This window comes from Paenibacillus sp. P13VS, from assembly GCF_015143645.1.
Classification (GTDB): domain Bacteria; phylum Bacillota; class Bacilli; order Paenibacillales; family Paenibacillaceae; genus Paenibacillus; species Paenibacillus xylanilyticus_A.
Genome location: NZ_WYEV01000003.1, coordinates 624,671 through 647,988, shown reverse-complemented (window position 1 = coordinate 647,988; position 23,318 = coordinate 624,671). Strand labels below are relative to the sequence as shown.

At 43.9% G+C, this 23,318-nt stretch carries 23 protein-coding genes; 22 read left to right on the top strand and 1 reads right to left on the bottom strand.

The genetic code is table 11. The features are described from left to right. Nucleotides 1-113: 113 nt before the first annotated feature. The 8 genes from GUA98_RS07865 to GUA98_RS07830 all read left to right on the top strand — a co-directional run bounded on the left by GUA98_RS07865 (nt 114) and on the right by GUA98_RS07830 (nt 12,060). Nucleotides 114-1,826: a sensor histidine kinase gene (locus GUA98_RS07865; RefSeq protein ID WP_127536956.1), complete on the top strand. Its 1,713-nt coding sequence runs from the start codon at nt 114-116 to the stop codon at nt 1,824-1,826. Next, complete coding sequence (locus GUA98_RS07860) at nt 1,823-3,229, top strand: response regulator (RefSeq protein ID WP_193722640.1); 1,407 nt, start codon at nt 1,823-1,825, stop codon at nt 3,227-3,229. Before GUA98_RS07865 ends, GUA98_RS07860 begins: the two co-directional genes overlap by 4 nt. A 372-nt stretch (nt 3,230-3,601) precedes the next feature. Further along, the gene (locus GUA98_RS07855; RefSeq protein ID WP_193722639.1) at nt 3,602-5,338 is read left to right on the top strand and encodes an extracellular solute-binding protein; all 1,737 of its coding nucleotides are present in this window, start codon (nt 3,602-3,604) and stop codon (nt 5,336-5,338) included. A gap of 62 nt (nt 5,339-5,400) precedes the next feature. Further along, the gene (locus GUA98_RS07850; protein ID WP_095357662.1) at nt 5,401-6,315 is read left to right on the top strand and encodes an ABC transporter permease; all 915 of its coding nucleotides are present in this window, start codon (nt 5,401-5,403) and stop codon (nt 6,313-6,315) included. A gap of 13 nt (nt 6,316-6,328) precedes the next feature. Continuing rightward, on the top strand, nt 6,329-7,222 hold the full coding sequence (locus tag GUA98_RS07845) for a carbohydrate ABC transporter permease (protein ID WP_193722638.1): 894 nt from the start codon (nt 6,329-6,331) through the stop codon (nt 7,220-7,222). A gap of 67 nt (nt 7,223-7,289) precedes the next feature. Then, nucleotides 7,290-8,918 (top strand): glycoside hydrolase family 13 protein, encoded by a 1,629-nt coding sequence (locus GUA98_RS07840; protein WP_193722637.1) that lies wholly within the window; start codon nt 7,290-7,292, stop codon nt 8,916-8,918. A gap of 278 nt (nt 8,919-9,196) precedes the next feature. Continuing rightward, on the top strand, nt 9,197-10,870 hold the full coding sequence (locus tag GUA98_RS07835; RefSeq protein WP_193722636.1) for a glycoside hydrolase family 13 protein: 1,674 nt from the start codon (nt 9,197-9,199) through the stop codon (nt 10,868-10,870). Nucleotides 10,871-11,172: 302 nt separating this feature from the next. Next, a complete protein-coding gene (locus tag GUA98_RS07830; protein WP_193722635.1) occupies nt 11,173-12,060 on the top strand; it encodes an aldo/keto reductase in 888 nt (295 codons plus the stop codon). A 115-nt stretch (nt 12,061-12,175) separates the two neighbouring features. On the opposite strand, the gene GUA98_RS07825 is transcribed toward GUA98_RS07830, so the two are convergent. Then, nucleotides 12,176-13,936: a methyl-accepting chemotaxis protein gene (locus tag GUA98_RS07825; RefSeq protein WP_193722634.1), complete on the bottom strand. Its 1,761-nt coding sequence runs from the start codon at nt 13,934-13,936 to the stop codon at nt 12,176-12,178. A gap of 337 nt (nt 13,937-14,273) precedes the next feature. Between GUA98_RS07825 and GUA98_RS07820 the strand changes: the two genes are divergently transcribed. The 14 genes from GUA98_RS07820 to GUA98_RS07770 all read left to right on the top strand — a co-directional run bounded on the left by GUA98_RS07820 (nt 14,274) and on the right by GUA98_RS07770 (nt 23,099). Beyond that, the gene (locus GUA98_RS07820; protein ID WP_193722633.1) at nt 14,274-14,675 is read left to right on the top strand and encodes a hypothetical protein; all 402 of its coding nucleotides are present in this window, start codon (nt 14,274-14,276) and stop codon (nt 14,673-14,675) included. Between the two features lie 179 nt (nt 14,676-14,854). Continuing rightward, nucleotides 14,855-15,403 carry a PadR family transcriptional regulator gene (locus tag GUA98_RS07815; protein ID WP_193722632.1) on the top strand — a complete coding sequence of 183 codons (549 nt, stop codon included), beginning with the start codon at nt 14,855-14,857 and terminating at the stop codon, nt 15,401-15,403. A gap of 1 nt (nt 15,404) precedes the next feature. After that, nucleotides 15,405-16,124 (top strand): CPBP family intramembrane glutamic endopeptidase, encoded by a 720-nt coding sequence (locus GUA98_RS07810; RefSeq protein ID WP_193722631.1) that lies wholly within the window; start codon nt 15,405-15,407, stop codon nt 16,122-16,124. 617 nt (nt 16,125-16,741) lie between these two features. Then, nucleotides 16,742-17,371, top strand: a complete 630-nt coding sequence (locus tag GUA98_RS07805) for a cysteine hydrolase family protein (RefSeq protein ID WP_193722630.1) — start codon at nt 16,742-16,744, stop codon at nt 17,369-17,371. A 281-nt stretch (nt 17,372-17,652) separates the two neighbouring features. Continuing rightward, nucleotides 17,653-18,231: a hypothetical protein gene (locus GUA98_RS07800; protein WP_193722629.1), complete on the top strand. Its 579-nt coding sequence runs from the start codon at nt 17,653-17,655 to the stop codon at nt 18,229-18,231. Between the two features lie 90 nt (nt 18,232-18,321). Then, on the top strand, nt 18,322-18,894 hold the full coding sequence (locus tag GUA98_RS07795) for a histidine phosphatase family protein (protein ID WP_193722628.1): 573 nt from the start codon (nt 18,322-18,324) through the stop codon (nt 18,892-18,894). Nucleotides 18,895-19,147: 253 nt separating this feature from the next. Beyond that, entirely contained in the window at nt 19,148-19,777 is a 630-nt protein-coding gene (locus GUA98_RS07790) for a TetR/AcrR family transcriptional regulator (RefSeq protein ID WP_193722627.1), read from the top strand. 18 nt (nt 19,778-19,795) lie between these two features. After that, nucleotides 19,796-20,305 (top strand): DUF4188 domain-containing protein, encoded by a 510-nt coding sequence (locus GUA98_RS07785; protein ID WP_193722626.1) that lies wholly within the window; start codon nt 19,796-19,798, stop codon nt 20,303-20,305. Between the two features lie 200 nt (nt 20,306-20,505). Next, nucleotides 20,506-20,637: a YjcZ family sporulation protein gene (locus GUA98_RS29460; protein WP_221804554.1), complete on the top strand. Its 132-nt coding sequence runs from the start codon at nt 20,506-20,508 to the stop codon at nt 20,635-20,637. A 408-nt stretch (nt 20,638-21,045) separates the two neighbouring features. Continuing rightward, complete coding sequence (locus GUA98_RS30265; RefSeq protein ID WP_415753002.1) at nt 21,046-21,243, top strand: transposase; 198 nt, start codon at nt 21,046-21,048, stop codon at nt 21,241-21,243. A gap of 256 nt (nt 21,244-21,499) precedes the next feature. Continuing rightward, nucleotides 21,500-21,826 carry an IS3 family transposase gene (locus tag GUA98_RS30260; protein ID WP_415753009.1) on the top strand — a complete coding sequence of 109 codons (327 nt, stop codon included), beginning with the start codon at nt 21,500-21,502 and terminating at the stop codon, nt 21,824-21,826. A gap of 47 nt (nt 21,827-21,873) precedes the next feature. Further along, nucleotides 21,874-22,239 carry a PEP/pyruvate-binding domain-containing protein gene (locus GUA98_RS30255; RefSeq protein WP_415753001.1) on the top strand — a complete coding sequence of 122 codons (366 nt, stop codon included), beginning with the start codon at nt 21,874-21,876 and terminating at the stop codon, nt 22,237-22,239. A gap of 1 nt (nt 22,240) precedes the next feature. Continuing rightward, entirely contained in the window at nt 22,241-22,645 is a 405-nt protein-coding gene (locus GUA98_RS07775; RefSeq protein ID WP_227779482.1) for an amidohydrolase family protein, read from the top strand. A 49-nt stretch (nt 22,646-22,694) separates the two neighbouring features. Beyond that, nucleotides 22,695-23,099, top strand: a complete 405-nt coding sequence (locus tag GUA98_RS07770) for a PucR family transcriptional regulator (RefSeq protein WP_193722624.1) — start codon at nt 22,695-22,697, stop codon at nt 23,097-23,099. Nucleotides 23,100-23,318: the final 219 nt, after the last annotated feature.

Genomic DNA, 23,318 nt, shown 5'->3' with positions numbered 1-23,318 from the left:
AGGCCTCAGCCTATGGGGATAACGATATTCGGTATAGCTGTATGTATACTCACAGCAAGCTTCCATAACCAGGAGGCTTGCTGTTTTTATTTTCAGAAGGAGACTAGGTCAGAATGACACTTAAAAAAAGGATCTTTTTATTGTTCTTCCTCAGTGCGTTTATCCCTTTTATCAGCATATTTGCGATTTCCTACTATACCATTGACTCCATTTTCGCAAATAAAATCGATGACGGCATCCGCAGCAATTTACAGCAGGTGACATCCTCATTGGAGAATTCAATCACCAATCTGAATCACGTTACACAGCAATTGTCCTACCGTGGAACCATTGGCAAAAAGCTGGATCAATTCCTGAAGCCTTCCTCGGATATCTTCCTATTGATGGAGGCGAGAGACGAATTAAAAAGTGAGTTAAGTGTGGTCACGTTTACCAATCCGAATATTGGTTTGACCTTATATTACTTCCAGAAGGATGGAACTACACAGTTTGGCAACTTTCCGATTAAGGATCGTTTTTCTCCGGAGTCACTGCCTGTGCTCTTCCAGACCTATGGCATTAAGTACTATGGTCCGCATATCAGCATGAACCGATTCGATGACCAACTCGTTCTGTCTGCTCTGCGAAGAGTACAACTGCCTGAAAGGGACGACGTGTACATTTACGTTGAGTCAGGCTTTCGCCTCACACAGGATAACTTGGGATACAGTCAGTACAACGGGGCTCTGTCTCATCTGATCCTGGATGGTGAAGGCAACATTGTGTACAGTGAAATACCGGAAGCGATGAAGGTCGGGGAGAATTTCTCCAGCTTGACAGCCGATCCTGCCAAGGACGGGATATCCCGGGGGTATCACTGGTTCAAGGAGGATTCATCACAGAAATGGAGCGTCGTTTCAGTCATTTCGCAGGCTCAATATCAGCAGGAGAAAAACCAGTGGTTACTTCAAATATTGCTGGTCGCATTATTTTTCCTCGGCTTTACCGTATTTCTGGCTTGGCTCCTGTGGAAGATGGTGTACAAACCACTTGGTTTGTTCCATTCGGAAATCAACGGGATGTCCAAAAACCCACAAACGACGGGGAGCCGAGCTCGCACCCAGATACCCGAATTTGATTTTCTACTCGGTGAATTTTCGAACATGCAGCATCAAATTGGCGATCTCTTCAAGGAAGTACAGCAGAAAGAAAAAATTCGTGCAGACCTGGAAGTGGAAAAGCTGCTCTATCAGATTAACCCGCATTTTCTGATGAATACACTGGATACGGTACACTGGCTCGCCGTCATGAACGGACAAGGGGAGATCGACAAGCTGGTACAGTCATTGAACAAGCTGCTCTATTACAACTTGGGCAAATTAGGGCAAGTATCCACGATGGAAGAGGAGATTGATGCATTAAGACAGTATCTGATTTTGCAGCAAATTCGGTATGACTTTGAATTCGACGTCCGTATTACTGCTGACGAACAAGTGCTTCAAATTCCTGTGCCTCGTTTTATTCTGCAACCGCTGGTTGAAAATTCGCTCTATCATGGATTGAGTGACGAAGGTTTTATTCAAATTGAAGTGACATGTAATACAACATTGAACATTATGATACAGGATAATGGTGCAGGCATGAGCGAGGAAACCATTCATAAACTGCTGAACAACCGTGTAGCTGAACAACAAAAAGTAGGAATGGGCATTGGACTCAATTACGTTCATCGCATGTTGAAGTCACAATATGGGGACCAAGCACAATTGGTCATCGAGAGTGAATTGGGAACGGGGACAAGCATTCTGCTCATACTGCCCATTAAAGGAGAAGATATCTCAGCATGATTAAGGTATTGATTGTGGATGACGATAAGCTGGTACGCAAAGGCATAAGCTCAGCGATGCCATGGAACGAATTCAATATGGAGGTTGTAGGAGAAGCAAGTAACGGAGCGAAAGCATTGGATTTCCTGAAATCCCAACCAGTCGATCTCATGTTGACGGATCTTGCGATGCCGGTAATGTCAGGGATAGAACTGATGCGAGCCACAAAACAGCTCTATCCGGAGCTTCATATTGTCGTGTTAACCTTGCATCAGGATTTCGATTATATCCAGGAAGCGCTGAGGCTGGGCGCCATTGATTATATAGCCAAAGTCCAGCTGGAGAAAGAGCAATTCGAACATGTTCTGCACCGGATTCATACTCGTATTACGGGGTTGACGAGTTCTATCCGAAAGATGCCTTCTACCAATGAAATCAATGTCCATTACCCGAATGTGTATGCACTCGTTTCCCAAGATCGCAAATCCGAACAGAAGTGGCCAGTGGAGCTGACCACCGATGGTGATGTGATCCGGTGGGAGGTTGAACGGAATAGCTGGATGTGGGCAGCTTCCTATGACGAGCAGGACCCGCTGTTCCTTCAGCTGAAGGCATCCATGAATCAAGTTCCTCATAGTACGTTATTGTTGTTGTCCGATGTACAAGAGAGAACATGGTCTCAAATCAAAAACTGGATTATGAATTATACAGAGGCATCTCTATTCTATGCGTACAACCCCGAACACCGAGTCCTTGCCGTTTCGATGAACGAGGAAGAGACATTTTTAAAAGAACCGCAGGATGAGGACATAGACCGGATTAAGCACAGTTGGTTCCAAACCCCATGGACTCATCATGACACGTACTACGACCAACTCATTGAACAGTTTACCTCATTACGATTAAACAAGGGCCAGTTGATGGGGTTACTATACTCCCTCGTTATGGAATGGAATCACCTTTTTGCCCAAACAACGCTTGGAAGGATCTCGATGATTCATGGTTTCGATTCCTGGTACGAGGTTGAGAGATGGATTAAACAGACTGCTGTAGTTATTCGTAAGGCCGACGAACAGACTTCGTATTCCCAGGAAATCATCCATGCCGTGAAAAAAGCAGTGATGATCATGCAGGATGACTTGGAGCAGGCGTATACCGCTTCAGGTCTTTCCCAACAACTCAACATCAGCCGAAGTTATTTCAGTCAATGCTTCAAAGATCTGATGGGGAAAACCTTTAATGAGTATTCCAGGTTCATCCGGGTAGAGAAGTCGAAGGAGTATTTACTCAATACAAACAACACCATTTTCTGGATTGCCGAGCGAGTGGGATATACGGATGAAAAATATTTCAGCCGGATTTTCCGTGAAACGACAGGCCTTCTGCCAAGCGAATATCGGCAGCAAGGCAGAGGAGTCAAATAGCAGATGTGTTCCTATTGAACAAACACCCATCATAGGGAAAGTGACCGTTTCCATGATGATCGTTGGAGGCCGTCATGGAAGTGGTCCAAGAGACATTTTATCGATTATGGATAAATTGAAGGCTGACAGTTTCCGGTTTGAGGAGCTGCCGGCCTTTGTTTTCAAGTGGAAATAAGGATAGATAGATGAATGTAAGTCAGCAGGTAGGATAAATGTTTACGATCTAACCAATGCTCTACGATTGCGGTCGAAAACTGTAATCATTTCTCTATCCAAACGAACGTGCAATCCCTATCTCAGTGGATCTACACTCCATTTTATAATGAAAGCGTAAACAAAAAATGATAAACAGAATAAGGGGAATCGAATTAGATGAGAACAAAATGGTCCATGAAAAGCAAACCGCTCACGAAACGTCTGGCCGTGTTGTCGATGTCTGCGCTGATGGTTACAGCTCTCGCGGCATGTGGAGGCGCATCCACTCCTCCTACTGCTGAGGAAGCAGGTAAGTATGAGGTAACTCCGGGGGATCCGTTCAGTGCCTACAAAGACGAAATCACCGTAACCATGGGACGTGTGACTACAGCCAATCCGAAACTGCCGGCTGGAGATACCTATGAGAACAACGCATATACGCGACTGGTTAAAGATACATTTAACGCTCAAATCACAGATCAATTTGAAGCTAATGGTGAAGATTACAGCCGCCAGGTATCGCTTGCCATCGCCTCTGGGGAATTGCCTGACATGATGCGTGTCGACTCCAAAGACGAACTGAAAGAACTGGTGGACAATGACCTGATTGAGGATCTGACAACCATTTACGATCAATATACTACAGATAACATCAAGCAGATTTACGATTCCTATGATGGGCGTGCCTTAGATAATGCAACGATTGATGGTCGTTTGATGGGTCTTCCGGCGACGTCCCTGGATTCCGCACCAACGATGGTTTGGGTACGTCAAGATTGGCTGGATCTGCTGGGGATCCAACTCGATCCAGACGGAGATGGCGCCATCTCGCTCGAAGAAGTAGAGAAGACAGCACAGGAATTCCTGAAAAGAGATCCTGGTCAAACCGGTAATCCGGTCGGTATCCCTTTTGTCAACACACTGAATACCACAGATTACAATGCCTCAGCCTATACCATGCTTGGTGTTGCCTCAACCCAGGGGGCGTTCCCACAATATTGGATGAATGGGGAAAACGGCAAAATTGTGTATGGTTCCACGACAGAAGAGACCAAGCAAATGCTGGGAATCATGGCGGATTGGTTCAAGAACGGCATCATTGATCCGCAATTCGGAACCCGGACGTTTGATGACATTACTGCACTCTATACCAATGGTCAAAGTGGTATCGCTTTTGGACCTTGGCATATCCCGGACTGGGGATTGATCAGCGTGAAGCAGATGGATAAAAATGCGAAGTTTTCGGCGTATACGTTGGAAGATGCAGAAGGTAATGTGAACGTGGCACATGCTAATCCATCCAATCAGTTTATCGTGGTAAGAAAAGGGTATGAGCACCCTGAACTGGCAGTGAAGATTGTAAACCTGTTCTACGACAAACTGGCAAATGATAAAGATGTGGCAACAACCATGCCGGAAGCTGCCAAGTATCAGGAGACTGGGGTAGACGGTTCTACGAGACCGTTTAACATTGAAGTCAATTCCGCTACATCGCTGCTGGATGATTACTCTGATGTCGTTCGTGGAATTAAAGGGGAAATTGGTCTGGATGAGGTTCGTACAACCGAGTCGAAGAACAATATCGGAAGCATTAAAACGTATTTGAGCGACATGGATACGGATGACGTAACTGCTTGGTCCAAATACCATTCACGGATTAACGGCGTTGGACTGATCGACAAGCTGACACAGGAGAATAAATTCGTTTGGATGACTCCTGCTTTCTCTGGAACGACATCGAGCATGAAACAAACGTGGGCCAATCTGACGAAGCTCGAGCAGGAATCGTTCATCAAAATTGTAACGGGTTCCGAACCGCTGGATTACTTCGATACATTCGTCAGCAACTGGAAGAAACAAGGCGGTGATCAAGTCATTCAGGAAATCGAAGACGAGATCGCATCGAAACAATAGACATCCATGAACAGTAGCAGGGCTGCGATATGCAGCCTTTCTTTCAGGAAAGGGGTTCATCCATGAAACAGGGGAAATTAAAAGCAAGAGGACGGCTCGGCACAGGTGCCATGTACCATATGATGATGCTGCCGGGTATTTTGTTTTTGCTTGTATTCAGCTATATACCAATGGTCGGTGTCATTACGGCTTTTCAGGACTATGTACCAGCCAAGGGCATGTTCGGCTCCGAATTTGTCGGGTTGAAGCATTTTATTTATATGTTCAAACTCCCGGATATCGCTCAGGTCATCAGCAATACGCTAGTCATTGCCATTGCCAAGATTCTGCTCGGAACATTAATGGCGATCATATTTTCCGTATTGTTGAATGAAATTCGTATTAAATACGTTAAAAAATCCGTGCAGACGATTGTTTATCTGCCGCACTTTCTATCCTGGGTTGTACTCGCATCCGTCGTGGTCAACATGTTCAGTTTGGATGGAATCGTGAACCAAATGCTCGCGTTCTTTGGCCTGGATCATATCAATTTCCTGGGCAGCAACACGTGGTTCCAGCCACTGATTATAGGAACAGACGTCTGGAAGGAATTTGGTTATAGTTCCATCGTTTATTTGGCTGCTATTACGTCGATTGATCCCGGTCTATATGAAGCGGCAGGAATGGATGGAGCCAGTTGGTGGAGAAAAGTATGGCATATTACGCTGCCGGGTATGCTGCCTATTATTCTGCTCATGGGTGTAATGAGCCTGACCAACATTTTGAGTGCGGGCTTCGATCAAATCTATAACCTCTATAACCCGGTAGTGTATGAAACGGGCGATATTCTGGATACTTACGTGTACCGCATTGGTCTCGTTGGACGACAGTACAGCTTCGGTACGGCAGTTGGATTGTTCAAATCCGTGATCGGCATTGTGCTGCTCTTGTCTGCGAATCAACTCGCCAAAAAATATACTGACAGAAAAATTTTCTAAGGAGGCAACGTCCGTGTCCTATTCTGCAAACGTTAAAGAACGAATTGGCCGGTTTGTCATCTATGCCATCGTAATCATGCTGGCATTGGCTTGCCTTCTTCCATTATGGAATATTGTTGCCATTTCATTCAGCAGCAGCGAGGCTGTATCGGCGAATGCCGTAGGTCTCGTTCCGGTCAATTTTACGACAGCCGCGTATTCAAAAATTATTGATGATGCACAGTTCTGGCGCTCCTTTGGTATATCTGTTCTGCGCGTTGCGCTGGCCCTTGTGCTTAACATGATTCTGATTATTTTGATGGCTTATCCGCTATCCAAGTCGAAAAGGGAATTCAAAGGCAGAAACATCTATATGAATATCATGATTTTTGCCATGTTGTTCAGTGGAGGCATGATTCCGAGTTACCTGCTGATCAAAAACCTGGATATGCTCAATACGATATGGGCACTTGTTCTGCCAGGCGCTGTCCCGATTTTCAGTGTCATCCTTGTGATGAACTTCTTCTCTGCAGTTCCTAAAGCACTGGAAGAAGCGGCGTTTATCGATGGGGCGAATCCGCTTCAAGTTTTGTTCCAAGTGTATGTTCCCGTGTCCATACCTGCGCTGGCGACCGTTGCCTTATTCAGTATCGTGGGTACATGGAACGACTTCTTCAGCGGTTTGATCTATATGACCAAGGTCAGCAACTATCCGCTTATGACTTATATTCAGTCCCTTAACGTAAATATTGCCGATCTGCTGCAGGCCGGAACGAATTCCAGTGAGCTCAGCAACCTGACTGAGATTTCGAATAAAAACCTGAATGCGGCTAAAATTGTAGTCGCGGTCATTCCGCTGCTGTTGATTTATCCGCTGCTGCAAAAATACTTTGTAACAGGTATTGTCGTTGGATCAGTCAAAGAATAATGAGAGGTTATACCACACCTTAACGGAGAGGCACACCAATCTGGAGAAGGTAGAAAGGTTGTAAGACATGGAGAATAAAAAATGGTGGAAAGAAACCGTTGTATATCAAATCTATCCACGGAGTTTTCAAGATAGTAACGGAGACGGAATCGGCGACTTGAAGGGTATTGTGTCAAGGCTCGATTATTTGCAGGAACTCGGCATTGGTGCGATCTGGTTGTCACCTGTTTGCAAGTCACCTCAAGATGACTTTGGGTATGACATTTCCGATTATCAGGATATCGATCCAATGTTCGGGTCTCTGGATGATATGGAATCGTTAATTCATGAAGCCGGGAAACGAGATATTCGGATCATTATGGATCTGGTATTGAACCACACATCAGATGAACATCCTTGGTTTCAAGAAGCCAAAAAAGGCAAGGACAATCCGTACCATGACTACTACGTCTGGAGAGATGGTGTGGAAGGAACGCCTCCGAACGATTTAGGATCCACATTTGGTGGCTCAGCCTGGCAATGGGTTCCTGAAATTGGGCAATATTATTTGCATCTCTTTTCCGTAAAACAGCCAGATCTGAACTGGGAAAATCCCAAAGTTCGCCAGGAGATTTACGATATGATCAATTGGTGGATCGACAAGGGAGTCGGCGGGTTTAGACTTGATGTAATCGACTTAATCGGTAAAGAGCCGGATGCGAAGATTACGGGGAATGGGCCCAATTTGCATAAATATATCAGGGAACTTAGCAAGGAAACGTTTCAAAAAGCAGAAGATCTGCTAACGGTTGGAGAAACATGGGGCGCTACTCCTGAGATTGCCAAACTGTACAGCAACCCGGACGGCAGCGAGTTTTCAATGGTGTTCCAGTTTGAACACATCGGCTTGGATGAACAAGAAGGCAAAGGAAAGTGGGATCTCAAGCCGTTGGATGTGCTGGAATTGAAAAAAGTGCTGTCTAAATGGCAGACAGAGCTCAAAGGCGATGCCTGGAACAGCTTGTTCTGGAACAACCACGACTTGCCTCGAATCGTCTCCCGTTGGGGAAATGACGGAAAATACAGAATTGAATCGGCTAAAATGCTGGCTACCCTTCTTCATGGCATGCAAGGCACACCTTATATTTATCAGGGTGAAGAACTAGGCATGACGAATGTTCAATATGCGATTGAAGACTATCGGGATATTGAATTGCTCAATCTCTATAAAGAAAGAATGGGGAAAGGATATCCTGAAAGCAGCGTGATGGAGTCGATCTTCGCCAAGGGACGCGATAACGCGCGAACACCGATGCAGTGGGATTCTTCCGATAACGCTGGGTTTACAAGTGGTGAACCTTGGATCAAGGTGAATCCGAACTATACCGATATCCATGCCCAGGACAATTTAAATAACCCTGAATCCATATTTCATCACTATCGGAAGTTAATCCAATTAAGAAAAGATCATGAAGTGATTGTGTATGGAGATTATGAGCTGGTTTTCCCGGATGATCCAGAGGTGTATGCTTATACCCGAACGCTGAACGGAACAAAAGTCCTTGTTGTATGTAATTTTAAAGGAAATATGGTCGAGCTCTCGCTTCAGGAACACTTGGCAGAGACGAATCAGCTGCTGATATCGAATTATGCAGGTGAACTGCCTCTGAACGAACTGCGTCCATATGAAGCGAGAATGTACCTTATGCATGCATAAAGAATAATACTATAAATAAAGTCTATATAAACTACTTAAACAGACACACGTTAACGGAGAGGCAGAACCAATCTGGAGAAGCGAAGCGTTCGCCTAAAAGCTTTCTGAAGGAAAGCTGCATCGGAAGCATACGCTTATCACCGGATTTTCCCCTTAGAGAAGGGGATTCAAAAAATCTGGGGATAACAGCGATCGGAAGATGGTACTGTGCTCGTAGTGCCCTTGTGTGATCGATTAGTGCAGTTTATATCGTGGTTGAGAAAGAAGGATTGCATCAAATGAAAAGAGTATGGTGGAAAGAAGCAGTAGCTTATCAAATCTATCCGAGAAGCTTTATGGATTCCAATGGGGATGGTATTGGCGACATCAAGGGAATCATTTCAAAACTGGATTATATTCAAGACCTCGGTATTGATCTGATATGGATCTGCCCGATGTATAAGTCTCCTAACGACGATAATGGTTATGATATCAGTGATTACTGTTCCATTATGGATGAATTTGGCACGATGGCTGAATTTGATCAATTATTAAAAGAAGTACATCACCGTGGCATGAAACTCATCATGGACTTGGTGATCAATCATACCAGTGACGAACATCCGTGGTTTATCGAATCGAGATCTTCGCAGGATAGTCCGAAACGGGACTGGTACATCTGGAGAGATGGGAAGAACGGAGAAGAACCGAATAACTGGGAAAGCATCTTCGGAGGTTCTGCTTGGGAATATGATGAGGTCTCCGGACAGTACTATCTTCATCTGTTCTCCAAAAAACAACCGGATTTGAATTGGGCAAACGAAAACGTACGGAAATCCATATATGAAATGATGAACTGGTGGCTGGATAAAGGTATTGATGGTTTCCGTGTCGATGCAATCAGCCATATCCACAAAGAAGAGGGCCTGCTGGATATGCCAGTCAAAGAAGGCTTTAAATACATCTCTTCGTTTGAGAAGCACATGAATGTCAAAGGAATTCAGCGTTACTTGCAGGAAATGAAAGAAGAAACGTTATCCAAATATGACGTGGTCACCGTTGGGGAAGCCAATGGGGTAAAAGTAGAGGACCAGGAAGATCTGTACGATTGGATCTGTGAAGTCAGAGGCAAATTTAATATGGTCTTCCAATTCGAACACCTTGACCTGTGGAAAAACAGCACTGACCGGCAGCTCGATGTTCCCAAACTGAAAACCGTCTTGACCAAGTGGCAAAAATCGCTGGAAGGCATCGGTTGGAATGCACTGTTTATTGAAAATCACGATCAGCCACGTAAAGTTTCATCCTGGGGAAATGATGCGGAGTATTGGTATGAAAGTTCAACAGCTCTTGGAGCCATGTACTTTTTCATGCAGGGCACTCCGTTCATATACCAAGGACAAGAAATAGGTATGACGAATGTGGCTTATCCTTCCATAGAGGACTATAACGACGTAGCTGACCGGAATCTATATCAGATTAAACGTGAAGAAGGGATGTCGCATGAGGAAATCATGAACATCATCTGGGCATCGAGTCGCGATAACTCCAGAACGCCGATGCAGTGGTCTTCTGCAGAACAAGCCGGGTTTACCAATGGTACGCCGTGGCTTAAGGTGAATGATAATTACGTTCATATTAATGTAGAGAAACAGCTGCAGGACCCACGTTCCATCCTTCACTTTTATAAACGAATGATTCAGCTGCGAAAAGAACACGACACGCTGACATATGGTATCTATGAGCTGCTTATGCCGGAACATCCTAGTGTATTTGCTTATACACGTACTCTGGCAGAAGAGCAGGTGCTGGTCGTAGTCAATCTCTCTGATCAAGCCGTAGAGCTTAAGGAAGAAGAGCGTAGCCTTAACTTCTCCGAGATCTGGCTGACCAACTATGAGGATAGCAAGCTGCCAAGGGTGCTGCGGCCGTATGAAACGATCGTTGGTTTAAGCGATAAAGAATACGTCTGATGTTCCTACAGGTATCCAATGAAGCAAACAGAGATTTTACTTTCTAATTTCTGATATCAAACAAGTGAACCCCTTAGAAAAGGTATTGGAATAAGTACCGTTTATCCAATGAACTTCTAAGGGGCTATTTGTTATGCCTTCAATCTATCCATTGGAGAGGGTCCTTCCTGCGTATACAAACGAACACACTTCAGATTGATAATTTGTTAATTATCCTTTATTATGAAAGCGTTATCGTAAATTGAATTCCTATTGTACCATTCGGTCACTTGACCAACATATTAAACCTCGAGGTGAGTAGAGTGAAGTATAGAAGATTGGGCAAGACCGAGCTGGATGTATCCGTCGTAGGTGTGGGCACCTGGCAGTTTGGCGGGGACTGGGGTAAAGACTATACCCAGAAAGAAGTCGATGATATTCTTTACCGTGCCAAAGAACTTGGTATTAATTTGATTGATACAGCAGAATGTTACGGACCTCACCATATGTCGGAAAGCTTTATCGGCGATTTTATATCCCGTGACCGGCGTGAGGATTGGGTGATCGCATCGAAGTTTGGTCATCAGTGGCATGATCACTGGACCAATGCCTGGAGCGTGGATCAGATCCGTGTTCAATTGGAAGAATCCCTGAAAGCCCTAAGAACAGATTATATCGATCTGTATCAGTTCCATTCCGGATCAGATGAGGTGTTTGATAACGACGAGCTGTGGACCATGCTGGACAAGCAGGTACAGGCCGGTAAAATTCGAAATCTTGGTATCTCCATTGGCAGCAACGATAATCTGCATCAGACGAGCAAGGCTAGCGAGTTAAACGCGAAGGCCATACAGGTCGTATATAACCGTCTGGACCAGAAGCCCGAGGAGAGGGTATTCCCGTCATGTCAGGAGCAGGACCTTGGTGTGCTCGCAAGAGTCCCACTGGCCAGCGGCTATCTGAGCGGCAAGTACAAGCCGGGCGCTGTGTTCGATGACAATGTCAGAAAGGGACGCGAGCGTCAAGAGATTGATGAGAAACTGCAGCTGGTCACTGAAATCCAGAAGAACGAAGTCCCTGAAGGTGTCGACATGGCCTCGTGGGCTCTTGCCTGGTGTCTGAAGCACCCAGCCGTTAGCTGCGTCATTCCAGGTTGTAAAAGTCCAGAGCAGGTTGAAGCGAATGCCCGGGCTGCAGATCTGGAATTATAAGCGAGCTTGATCAGTGTAGTTTGCAGAGGACTATACAATCGTAGTTTAAAACGGAGAAAGCAGCCGCCCAAAGTAGAAGGGGTCGGCTGCTTTTTTTGATCTAGAAGAATTAAAATTAATACTTAAATTGAATCGTCAAACGCTCTAACTTTTGAGACATATCGGACAAGGTTGTGGCTAGGCTCGTAATTTGTTCCATTGAAGCCAGTTGTTCTTCTGAAGAAGCAGCTATGTTTTGGGAGTTGTCTGCAGCTTGAAGTGCAAGATTGGAGACTTGCTCTTGACCCGCTGTGATTTCCTGGACGCTTGCCGTGATCTGCTGTGTAACGCTGGCAAGTTCCTCTGTTTGTTGAGCGATAAAGTTGGTAGACCCTACGATTTTGTTAAACTGTTGTTCCGTCTCATTAGCAATCTGTAAGCCGGAGTCGACGTCCTGTTTAACTCGATTCAACGTTTGGAGCGATTGTTCGATATCTGTACGCATATCTTGAATCAGCGTCGAAATCTGGCCAGATGACTGGTTCGATTGTTCAGCAAGTTTTCTCACCTCAGCAGCAACGACCGAGAAACCGCGGCCTTCTTCGCCTGCGCGGGCTGCTTCAATCGAGGCATTCAGAGCAAGAAGATTCGTCTGCTTCGCAATATCCGTAATGGCATGCAGCATGGTACCAATCTGCTGGCTGCGTTCATCCAGCATTCTCATGACAACATCCGTTTCATTAACCGACTTGTTGATCAGCTTCATTTGCTTCGCCGTATGTTCTACGGCTGTACCACCTATGTTCGCGAGTTCCATCGCATCAACAGAAGAATCGGCAATGGTTGATGAGCTTTCCGCTATTCGCTGGATCCCGATCGATATTTCCTCGAGTGAGTTGGTTGTCCGTTGAAGCATCATTTGCTGCTCTTGTGCACCTGCTGCAGATTCTTGGATCGAGATGGTGATATTCTCCGTTGCCTGACTGGTGTGCTCCGCACCAAGAGTCAACTCTTTGGAAGATGAGGCTACCTGTTTGGTAGAGAGATCAACTTGACTAATAAGTGTTCTCATGTTTTTGATCATATGGTTAAAGTCCTGAGAAAGCTCACCAATCTCATCCTTGGATTTCATCTTAACTTCTTCAACAGTTAGGTCCCCGTCCGCAACGGATTTCAATCGCTTAGCGACCATAAGGATCGGCTTCGTTAGACGTCCTGAGATGATGCTAACGATAATGGAACCTAGAACAACCGCCACAGCCATAATTATAAGAACAAGATACAGAACTTGTGTGGCCCCACTGTTAAACTCACTTAAGTAGGCACCCGAACCGATGATCCATCCCCAATGCGGGTCCATTTCAACATATGAAACTTTCGTTTCTACCTCACCTGTACCAGGTAGAGCCCACTTGTAGGTGACAAATCCGCCTCCGGCTGTACCAACACTAACGAGCTCTTTCCCCAAATATACGCCGTCTTCTGTAACGACATCTGTCAAATCCTGCCCTTCATTTGAAGGGTTCATTACGGAACGCGCATCCTTGCCAACAGCCCATGGATATCCTGTTTCCCCTACAGTATATTCACTTTTTACAGGCCGTTTATTATCTGCATTCTTTTCACCGAGCAGTTCTACGCGGAGCTTTTCCTGCGCTTGCTCCAATGTTAAACTTCCGTTCTCTACCTGCTCGTTGAGGAGATTAATCATACCAATGACCATTCGTACACTATTTTCAAGTGCGGCCTTGCCGGATTCATTCATTTCATTTTTTGAAACGGTATAAGAACTGAACCCTATTACGATTGTGGGCACGATAAGTATAACCAGGCACAAAGAGACTAACTTGGCCCTTAACGTTCTCATTTTTAGAATGGATCCTATCTTTGTTTTCACTTCAGTTCCCCCTAAGTATGTCAATCTACAGATCTAACTCAGAACCTGATAGTTAAAATTTGAATTAAATCTGTACCTAATATATCGAAAAAAGAGGGGGCAAAATGAAGTCTTTGAGCGATGGAAATCTGTGTAAACGAACTCGTCCATTGTGCTCAACACTGGGCTAATAGAATTGGTAAAACCAAAAGTGGCATTTGCATAGAAATGGATTCTTCACAAGTAGAGACGCTGAATATGTCCCATCTACAGTGATTCATAAAACAAAGGTAAACAAACACTTATTGTTGTATAATGATGGTAAAATATACAGGTGAACTGATAGGGGCGAGAGATTTTGCACAGAAAGATCAAGATTAACCTTTTTTACGTAGCTGCTGGGATTTATCTGGGTATCGCAATTGCAGCATTTGTTCCGTGGATTGAAATTGGTTTGAAAATAACGGCATACTCAAGCATCATCGCACTATTAATAACGATCTATGACTCTTCTAAAGTTAGCTTTAGAATTAACTCAAACCAAGGTAACTTGCGTAAACAAAGAGTCCATTATGTATTTATGTTAGCTATGAAAGTGTTAATGATAATTTCACCGTTCGTTTTACTGTTCTGGATTAATTATGAGGATGATGAAGAAGTTATAGCCAAGATCAGTAACTATGTAACGTTTGCTGCTATTGGAATTGTGTTCTTTACACGAGGCATGGAATTAAAAGGTTTAAGCAGCACTCAAAAATGATTATAGGCATATTGCGTTATTATAGCTCGAAAGGGGTGTTACCTTATGGTAATGACTCCTTTTTTTTGCATTGGAGAACAGAATTAAAGATAGCTAGAAATGAATTGTAATCTTTATCTTAATGGAGTAATATGCTAATTGTATATATCTCAAAGATACATTGTGAACGGGGAGGGCATATGAAAAGAATCAATACCACCCACTTTGCGATTCTAGGCTTGCTTCGGTTGAAGCCCATGAGCGCCTATGAGCTGGTTAAGTTTTCTAAGGAGAGCATCGGCCTTTTCTGGAACGAATCGTATGGACATATTCATAAGAGTATCAAACAATTGCAGTTAGAAGGCTCAGTTTCGGTGGTGGAAGAAGCAGAGACGGGGAGACGTAAAATTGTCTACGGCATTACAGAGCAAGGATGTGACCAACTTGATTCCTGGCTGGCTCTGCCACCTGAAGAACCCGTTATGAGAAACGAACTGTTAATGAAGCTCTTTGTCTCCGATGAACGTCATATCCCGCAACTCATCACTTTTCTTAAAGAAGAATTAACAACTAATGAGCAGCTCATCACGATGTTGGCAGGAATTAAAGCGAGTGTTCCCAAAGGGGAAAGCAAGCAGGCCCAGCTCTGGTTGTTAACTCTGGACTATGGGGAGAGATATCTTCGGATGACCATGGAATGGTGTCAGCATGCACTGGAAACGTTAAGTCATCCAAATAGGGGAGATTAAAATGGATAAAAAACGATACACTCTTATTCCCATCCTATTGATCACGATCGTGGTGGTTGCATGCGCACCTCTCCTATTATGGTTTAGAAGCAGTCCACTTCTCAAATTAAAGGTCTTCGAAAGCGATGTATTCAACCTGGAGATTAGTTATCAGATTACGGTGTTGTTATTAGCTGTTATTGTGATTGGAATTGTATACGGGTTAGCCGGTAAGGGGGGACTTAGGTACTTAAATCTGAAAAAGCGAGACGGAAAAATTCGGCCCGAACCGTGGATCGGCGTTAAGCCGAAGGAAACAGAGACATGGAAACACTTGGGTCTAAACTTTGCGGTCATCATTACGTTGGTAACGGCTGTCGTTATCTACTTCCAAGTGGTGCACGGGGAAACCGTGAGACTGGAGCTGTATCCCGGTGTTATCCTCATCCTTGTGTTTGCACTAATGAATGCTTTTTCTGAAGAAATCATCTTTCGGTTTTCATTTGTTGCTGTTGTAGGCAAATATGGTTTGTCCCCGTATGTAGCTCAAGGACTGGCGGCTGCAATCTTTGGCGCCGTTCATTATTTTGGACATCCAGGCGGGATAGCGGGTGTAATCATGGCAGCGTTTATCGGATGGTTTTTAGCCAAATCAATGTTAGAGACGAAAGGTTTCTTCTGGGCGCTGACGATTCATTTCTTGCAGGATGTTCTTATTTTCAGTGCCTTATTTATGCAATAGCTGTGCTGGGGAGCTCATACCAAAAGTTAACCGCCCATTGAAAGGCGGTTAACTTAATCCAATGACTACTAGGAGTCATTACATTTATGTTAAGGGACGTTTGCTATATTTTCCGAATAACCACCCTATAATCCCGAAGAATGCGATAGCACTAAAAACAAACTTTTGCTCAGCTAGATCGAAGTTGAAATATGAGGTTAGCGAATTTTGAAACACTCGTTTGCCAAGTACCATTAGATAACTAACGACCCATCCCACAATCATCCCAAACAGTAGATTTCTTAATTTATGTTCATCATATTTACGCTTAATTAAGAAGTACCCTAGGACGATGAATGCCAAAGGAAGCCACATGACGTATCTAGCCATAGCTATAGAAAATATATAAATACCGAACCTCCTGCGATTGCAATACCTCGAATATTCCATTTGGGATACATCCAGATAAACATTAGAAAAAGAGCGAGTGAAAGAATTGGAAAATCAATCACAAAGTTCTTTTTTTAAGTATTTCATCTAACCAGAAATAAAAGCGTCTGTCAATGATTGGGTCTGTAACTTCATTTTTTGTATAAAAGACTGCACCCTACTAAATACTAAGTTCCGGGGGTGTACGAATGGATAAAATGAAAATTCATCTTGAGGGAAAAAATACAGCTTTAATTGTCGTCGATGTTCAAAACGATTACTGTCATCCAGATGGGGCGATCTCCAAAAGCGGAATTGATGTGAGCTCAGTAAAACAAATGATGCCTCATTTGCACTTTTTGTTGGAAGCTGCAAGAAGAAGCTCAATACCCGTCATTTTTTTGCAAACCAACCATGAAGATGCCACGGACTCCGAGGTATGGCTTTCACGTTTTCCGGATGGTGTAAATCCTATTTGTCGCACAGGAAGCTGGGGCGCAGAGTTTTACGAAGTGTCACCACAGGCGAATGATATCATTGTCAAAAAGCATCGTTACAGCGGGTTCGTTCACACCCGATTGGAGACCGTTCTGCAAACGCTCAAAATAGAAACCCTCATCATGACAGGGGTTAGCACGAATTTGTGTGTTGAGTCTACAGCGAGGGAAGGTTTTATGCTTGATTATCACATTGTACTAATACAAGATGCCTGCGCCGCTTTTTCACAAGCAGAACATGATATGACGCTGAAAACAGTGGATACGTATTTCGGTATGGTTACTGATACAGCAGGAATAGTCTCTTATATCGATACCTCACATAAGACGACAGTTAATTAGGTAGAGACATAGGAGAAGAATTAGAACATGCACGCTTGATCTACGACTGTTTCACTGTATCCTGTTATGTAATGACTGTTGGTTTTCCAAGTAGATGAAGCTATTGAGGGGATAAGTATAATAATTGTCGCAGGACAAATAATGTTCCATTCAAAGTCGCTAAATTAGCGGCTTTTTTGTCTTATGGAACTAAATTGGCAGCTGAGGCATGAGTGCAACATTTCGTCTGCTGAGAAAGTCAATAAGGGGTAAGATGTACGTAACAATATGATGAGAAGTAGGTGAAGAAACTGAAACATCGTTTACTCACGATCATTTTTCTTTTCACAGCCATATTCTTTTTTGCGAATGGTCAAGATGTCAAAGCTCTATCCTGTGCTGAGAAGGGAAGCCTTCAAGAAGAGTTAGACGGGTCTACGGATGCTGTTTACGGTGAAATAAAGAATATTAAAGTTGATCTGAAGCAAGAAGGGATCACGGGCACAAAAGAGAAAGTTAGATATATACTAGTGGAAGTTGAGCGAGGCTGGAAAACGGAAGTTGATTCTCAAGTCATTGTCGCAACCGACTACACTTGGGGTTTTAACTTCAAGGAAGGCAGTAAATACTTCATATTTATAAGTGAAATGGATGGCGAATTAAGCAGTAGTCCGTGCAGCACGACCATTGAAATGAATAACCTTAATCAAGCAACTAAACAATTTGGTGAGGGATTTGAGCCAAAACAACAAGTCAATCTGGAATCCAAAATGTGGTTTATGATGGAACAGGATTTTGATTTGTATATCGTTCTTGCAATAATCCTTGTGGTGAGTGCCGTCGTCATAATGAGAGCAAAGAAGAAAAGGAAACGGAGCTAAGAATCAATGGTCTAAGGGAAACATTCGTTGAATAAACAGAAGGTTTTCTCTTGACCGAACTACATAATTCCAAGGGAAAGAAGGATACTAATGACAACGTTAGGATTGATCCGACACGGAGTAACGGATTGGAATGACGAATATCGGACACAAGGCCATTCAGATATCCCGCTCAATGAAAAGGGGCGACAACAAGCTGAACTCTTGTCCCGAAGAATTGGCACAGAACAGTGGGATTATATTTATTCTAGTGATTTATCCAGAGCACTTGAAACAGCGGAAATCATCGGCAAATTCAAGAATATTGAAGTAAGAACCGACCCACGCTTGAGAGAAATGAACTGTGGGCTTATAGAAGGGACAACAGAACAAGAACGTGTCAATCGATGGGGGTATGGTTGGTTTAGACTGGATCTCGGCATCGAATCAGACGATGAGATTGTTAAAAGAGGCAAGGAGTGCCTTGCCGACATATCAGACAGACACCCAGACGAGAATATATTAATCGTGAGTCACGGTGCATTCCTAGGAATGACATTGAAGAGACTTATCCCGCATATCGACATGACAGAAAGTTTAATGAATACATCTGTCACGATACTGCATACAGCACAACCTCGATGGGACTGTTCGGTGTATAACTGCACTACACATTTAATGTGAAACCTATCGAGATCGTAAAAGGGAATATGGAAAATGAAATGTTGAAGCCGTGATAAACGGCTTTTTTTATCAGTACAACAATTCAATATACGTCCCAATGGAATGAAGATTATTTCAATAGGGCTCTGTACCCCTGCATCTCTGTGTAGCGAATGTTAGGGGTATTTAGTCTGTATGTTTAACTGTATTGACTAAATAAGTTAACTCGTGTTAATTTATTTACTGTAGTTAACTTCGAGGAGATGCATTTAATATGAATCAGGATATCTCACTAAGGGAATTAAAAAAAGCCAAGAACAAAATCGCGCTGTATGAAGCGGGATTATCCTTAATGAAGGATCGAATGTTCAGTCAGGTTATGATCGAGGACATCTGCAAGACTGCTGAAATATCCAAGGTCACATTTTTCAAGTTTTATCAACGTAAAGAGGATTTGCTGATTTATTTTATGCGGGTATGGCTTACTGAACGAATGATCGAGATCGAACAGGAAGATAAAAAAGGATTTCAGGCATTCCGCCATTTGCTGTCCAAGGTTGCTAAGGAGCATCAAGTAAGGCCGGGGATGATGCCGAGTTTGATTTCCTTTCTTGCCGAACAGAACATGCAGCCTTGTATGCCTGAACTGAGTCAAGCGGAAGTATCACTTCTCTTTCCAGGTCACGAGGAAGCGGGGAGTCAATCGCCTAATATGTTCGTTTTATTTCAACAGTTCATGAAGGAAGAACAACAAGTGGGTAAGCTCAACAACTCTCTCACCTTGGAGCAATCAGTACAGATCTGCTTCACCATTTTCTATGGTGCGTTTCTGACGGCTCAACTGTACAATTCAGCGGATATTAGCCGCTTTTATGATACGCATCTGGGTCTGCTTGAAATATAGGAGAAGGAGTGAGTAAGTATGGCTAAAGTGATCGCAGGTCGTTATACCGCACAGATGGAGGGTTCCTTCGTAGTTTTCGTGATTGGTTTTCGGATTAACAAATGGTGGGCGGTACATAAATGGCTGCCAGTTATGAATTCCATGTCCCCTATGCTTCAGGAGCTGTATCGAAACAAGGAGGAGCTAGGGTTCATGGATGGTTCCTATCATTTTTCAGGCCGTGGACTTACACTCATTCAATATTGGAGGAGCTTTGAACATCTGGAGCACTATGCCCGACATGGTGCTAACCACCTGAAGGCATGGAGGGATTTCAATCGCAAAGTTGGAACTGGGGGAGATGTAGGGATTTTCCACGAAACCTATCTGGTTCCTGAAGGGCAATATGAATGTGTTTACAACAATATGCCGACTTATGGATTGGCAAAAGCAGGAGCCCACGTTCCGGCAACGGGGCGTAAAGAAACGGCAAGCCGGCGGCTTGGCCGCGAAGGAGAACCAGCCATACCAACACCTCCGAATCCTTAGTCCAAACGTCTCCTGCCATTGCTGAAACAAACGAAAAAAGGATACAACCCAAGTTGATGCTCGAATGTTAATTTCCTTTACAAAGTAGCGTGTTTGTAGATAATGGGGCAGCATAGGTATAAGCCCTTTTTGTATATAGCCTTGTCAAAAAATGCATTTCTGAATAATCTAACACATACCACAGAAGAGGGGGAAGAAATATGAGTTCAGTTGGATACGGCAATGATAACGTAGGAGGAATTGGTGGGGGATATGGTGGTTTTACGTCCACTGGTGCTATTCTGGTACTTTTTATCCTGTTGGTCATCATCTCCAAAGCTTTCTTGGTGTAATGATCTCTGAATAAGCTGCAGGTAGTGCTGAGAAAAGAACTCGTAAACCTTCAAAACTAACTGTGCCTTAAGCGTAATTGGTATGGCTAGCGGAGTTTCGGAGGTTCGCCTGCAATATAAAAAAAGGAACTGCTAATACGGCGGTTCCTTTTTTTAAGAAGTTGGAGTTGAGGTCAAATACAGGAGATGGTGAGATCTCCTGGTTCTGTTTTGTGCATTTGTTTAATAGATCCATTTATATTTTTCCTGGCCATCTATTCTTTAATACATATAAAGTTTGCTAAGTTATTCAGGCTGTTACGTAAAAAAAGAGATGATTCCCTGGTATTATCCCCTCATGGTAGACAGTGAAAAAAGAGGTCATGATACAATGAACTCAAACACTGGATACCGGAGGGGATTTTTGTTATGTCAGCGAAGAAAGGCCAAACCTTTAATCGATATAGCGAAGAAACGAAGAAAGAAGCCGTTCGTCTGCGAGTGGAAGAAGGCTGGGCGTACAGTCGGATCATGACGAAGCTTGAGATTAAGAGTGAGAGCCAGATTATCACATGGGTTCGTAAAAGCCAAAATGGAGAGAGTTTCGAGGATTACCGTGGACGTTGAACGAAGAAGCATTTTAGTAGTGCAGAAGAAGAAAATGGTTATCTGAAAGCACAGGTAGAATATCTAAAAAAGCTCAATCCAAATTTGCACGGAGAGGGAAGCTGGATTTCGAAGCCCGGTGCCAGTCCGTTCGAGAAATAAGCAAGTGGGCACCTGTGGTTTGGCTGTGTAAAATGGCTGAAATTTCGCGAGCGGGTTACTACAATGGAAGAAAAATGCTGCCCTTAGAGAAAAACGAGCAGATCGGGATGCGGATATAAAAGCACATATTTTAGGCATTCATCGGCTTCGTCCTTATTTCGGCTACAAATGTATGCGAACCGCGTTAGGCAAAGAAGGCCTTGTAGTGAATCACAAAAAGGTACGCCGCTTAATGAGAGAACTTCAGATTCGTTCCGTGATTCGAAAGAAACGCCCATTTGCTGGCCGGAAACCGTCTGTTCTGTTCCGTAATGTCCTAAATCGGGAATTCTCAGCGATATCTCCTGTGCAGAAGCTCGTGACGGATATTACGTATGTCCGGATTGGGCATGATTTTGCTTATCTCTCCGTGGTGATGGATTTGTACAACAATGAATTGTAGCATGGGAACTCTCTGAGCGAAATGACTTAAAACTCGTTACGGACACAGTGAAGAAACTGAAATGTGGACCTTCCTTGCTCCACTCGGACCAAGGGTTTGAGTATACAACACAAACCTATGCCAAGTTACTGGAAGAGAAGAAGCTTACAGGAAGTCATTCCCGGCGTGGAAACTGCTATGACAATGCTTGTATTGAGTCGTTCTTTTCCCACTTAAAGACGGATCAGCTGTCTGAGCTTAAGGCAGAAGATCGAGAACGGGTTAATGAAATCCGTAAAGAGATCCAACAGGTTATCTTGGAAGCAGCCATTCCTTCCGATGTTGTTAAAGCAGTCGTCCAATCACTCTCTCGCTTTGGTGAGAATCATGCCTATGCGGTGCGCTCAAGTGCAACTGCTGAAGACAGGGGATGATATGTTTGAAACGTGGGGCGGCATTGCCGGTGTACAGAGCACGTTGGAGTTGATGCTGGATGAAGGATATTTGAAAAGGGGAGTTCCTCTTCCAATGCTGGCGCGTCTGTTGTCTGGTGCCCCAGCCGAACGATTCGGACTGGATCAGGCGAAGGGACGTATTGCATTGAACTGCGATGCCGACCTGGCCCTGGTTGACCTGAATGCTCCCTACACACTTAAAGCATCAGACCTCTATCAGAAGCATCGTCATTCCCCTTACATTGGCCGCAGCTTTGGCTGTAAAGTTAAGATGACACTGCTGCGAGGCCAGTTGACGTATAGTGAAGCGTCGCCATTTCCTAACCATGGTACCGGCAGGGAATTCAATGTTGTCTGCCCAGGAGAGGTGAACATAAGTAGCTAGTCATGCTTAATCTTGAAAAGAGTAGGTCCCATTTCAAGGAGGGAAAGCCATGACCGCAAAAGCTGGTAGATTGTCTGCCGTTCAGGAAGATCTTCTCCGATTGGTTCAAGATATTCCGCGAGAGCAAATGCAACAATATGTCGACCGCTATATTGGCAGTCTGCTTACAGTAGAAGGTTATGATCCTGAGCTTCTACAGACACTGGAAACGTACGCAATCTGTAATGGCCACATCAATGAAATGTCCTCCAGGTTGTACATTCACCGCAATACAGCAGCTTACCGACTGGAGAAGTTGGAACGGCTCATAGGTATTCCGCTTAAAGAAACCGAAAACTTGCTGCTGCTAAATCTGGTGTTCCTGTTCCGCCGTCTGCTTGATGCAGAAAAGGCCAAGGCGTCTGCCGATAGCCTTCTTACTCTGGACTATTCAAGCCGTTATCGCACATCATAGTTCCCAACAAAATGAAAGAAATAGAAAGAGAAAAGGGCGACTCTAACCGTTTTTGAACAGCGGTGATCAGAGTCGTCTTTTTTGGCATTCATTGAATTGAAGCCCTGGATTTCAAATTCAGAATAAGATTATTCATCAATAATTCTTAAGGATATGTCATTGTATCGAGCACGAAGAAACCTTACTTTTAAATAACTATGGAAACGCTAACAAGGCAGA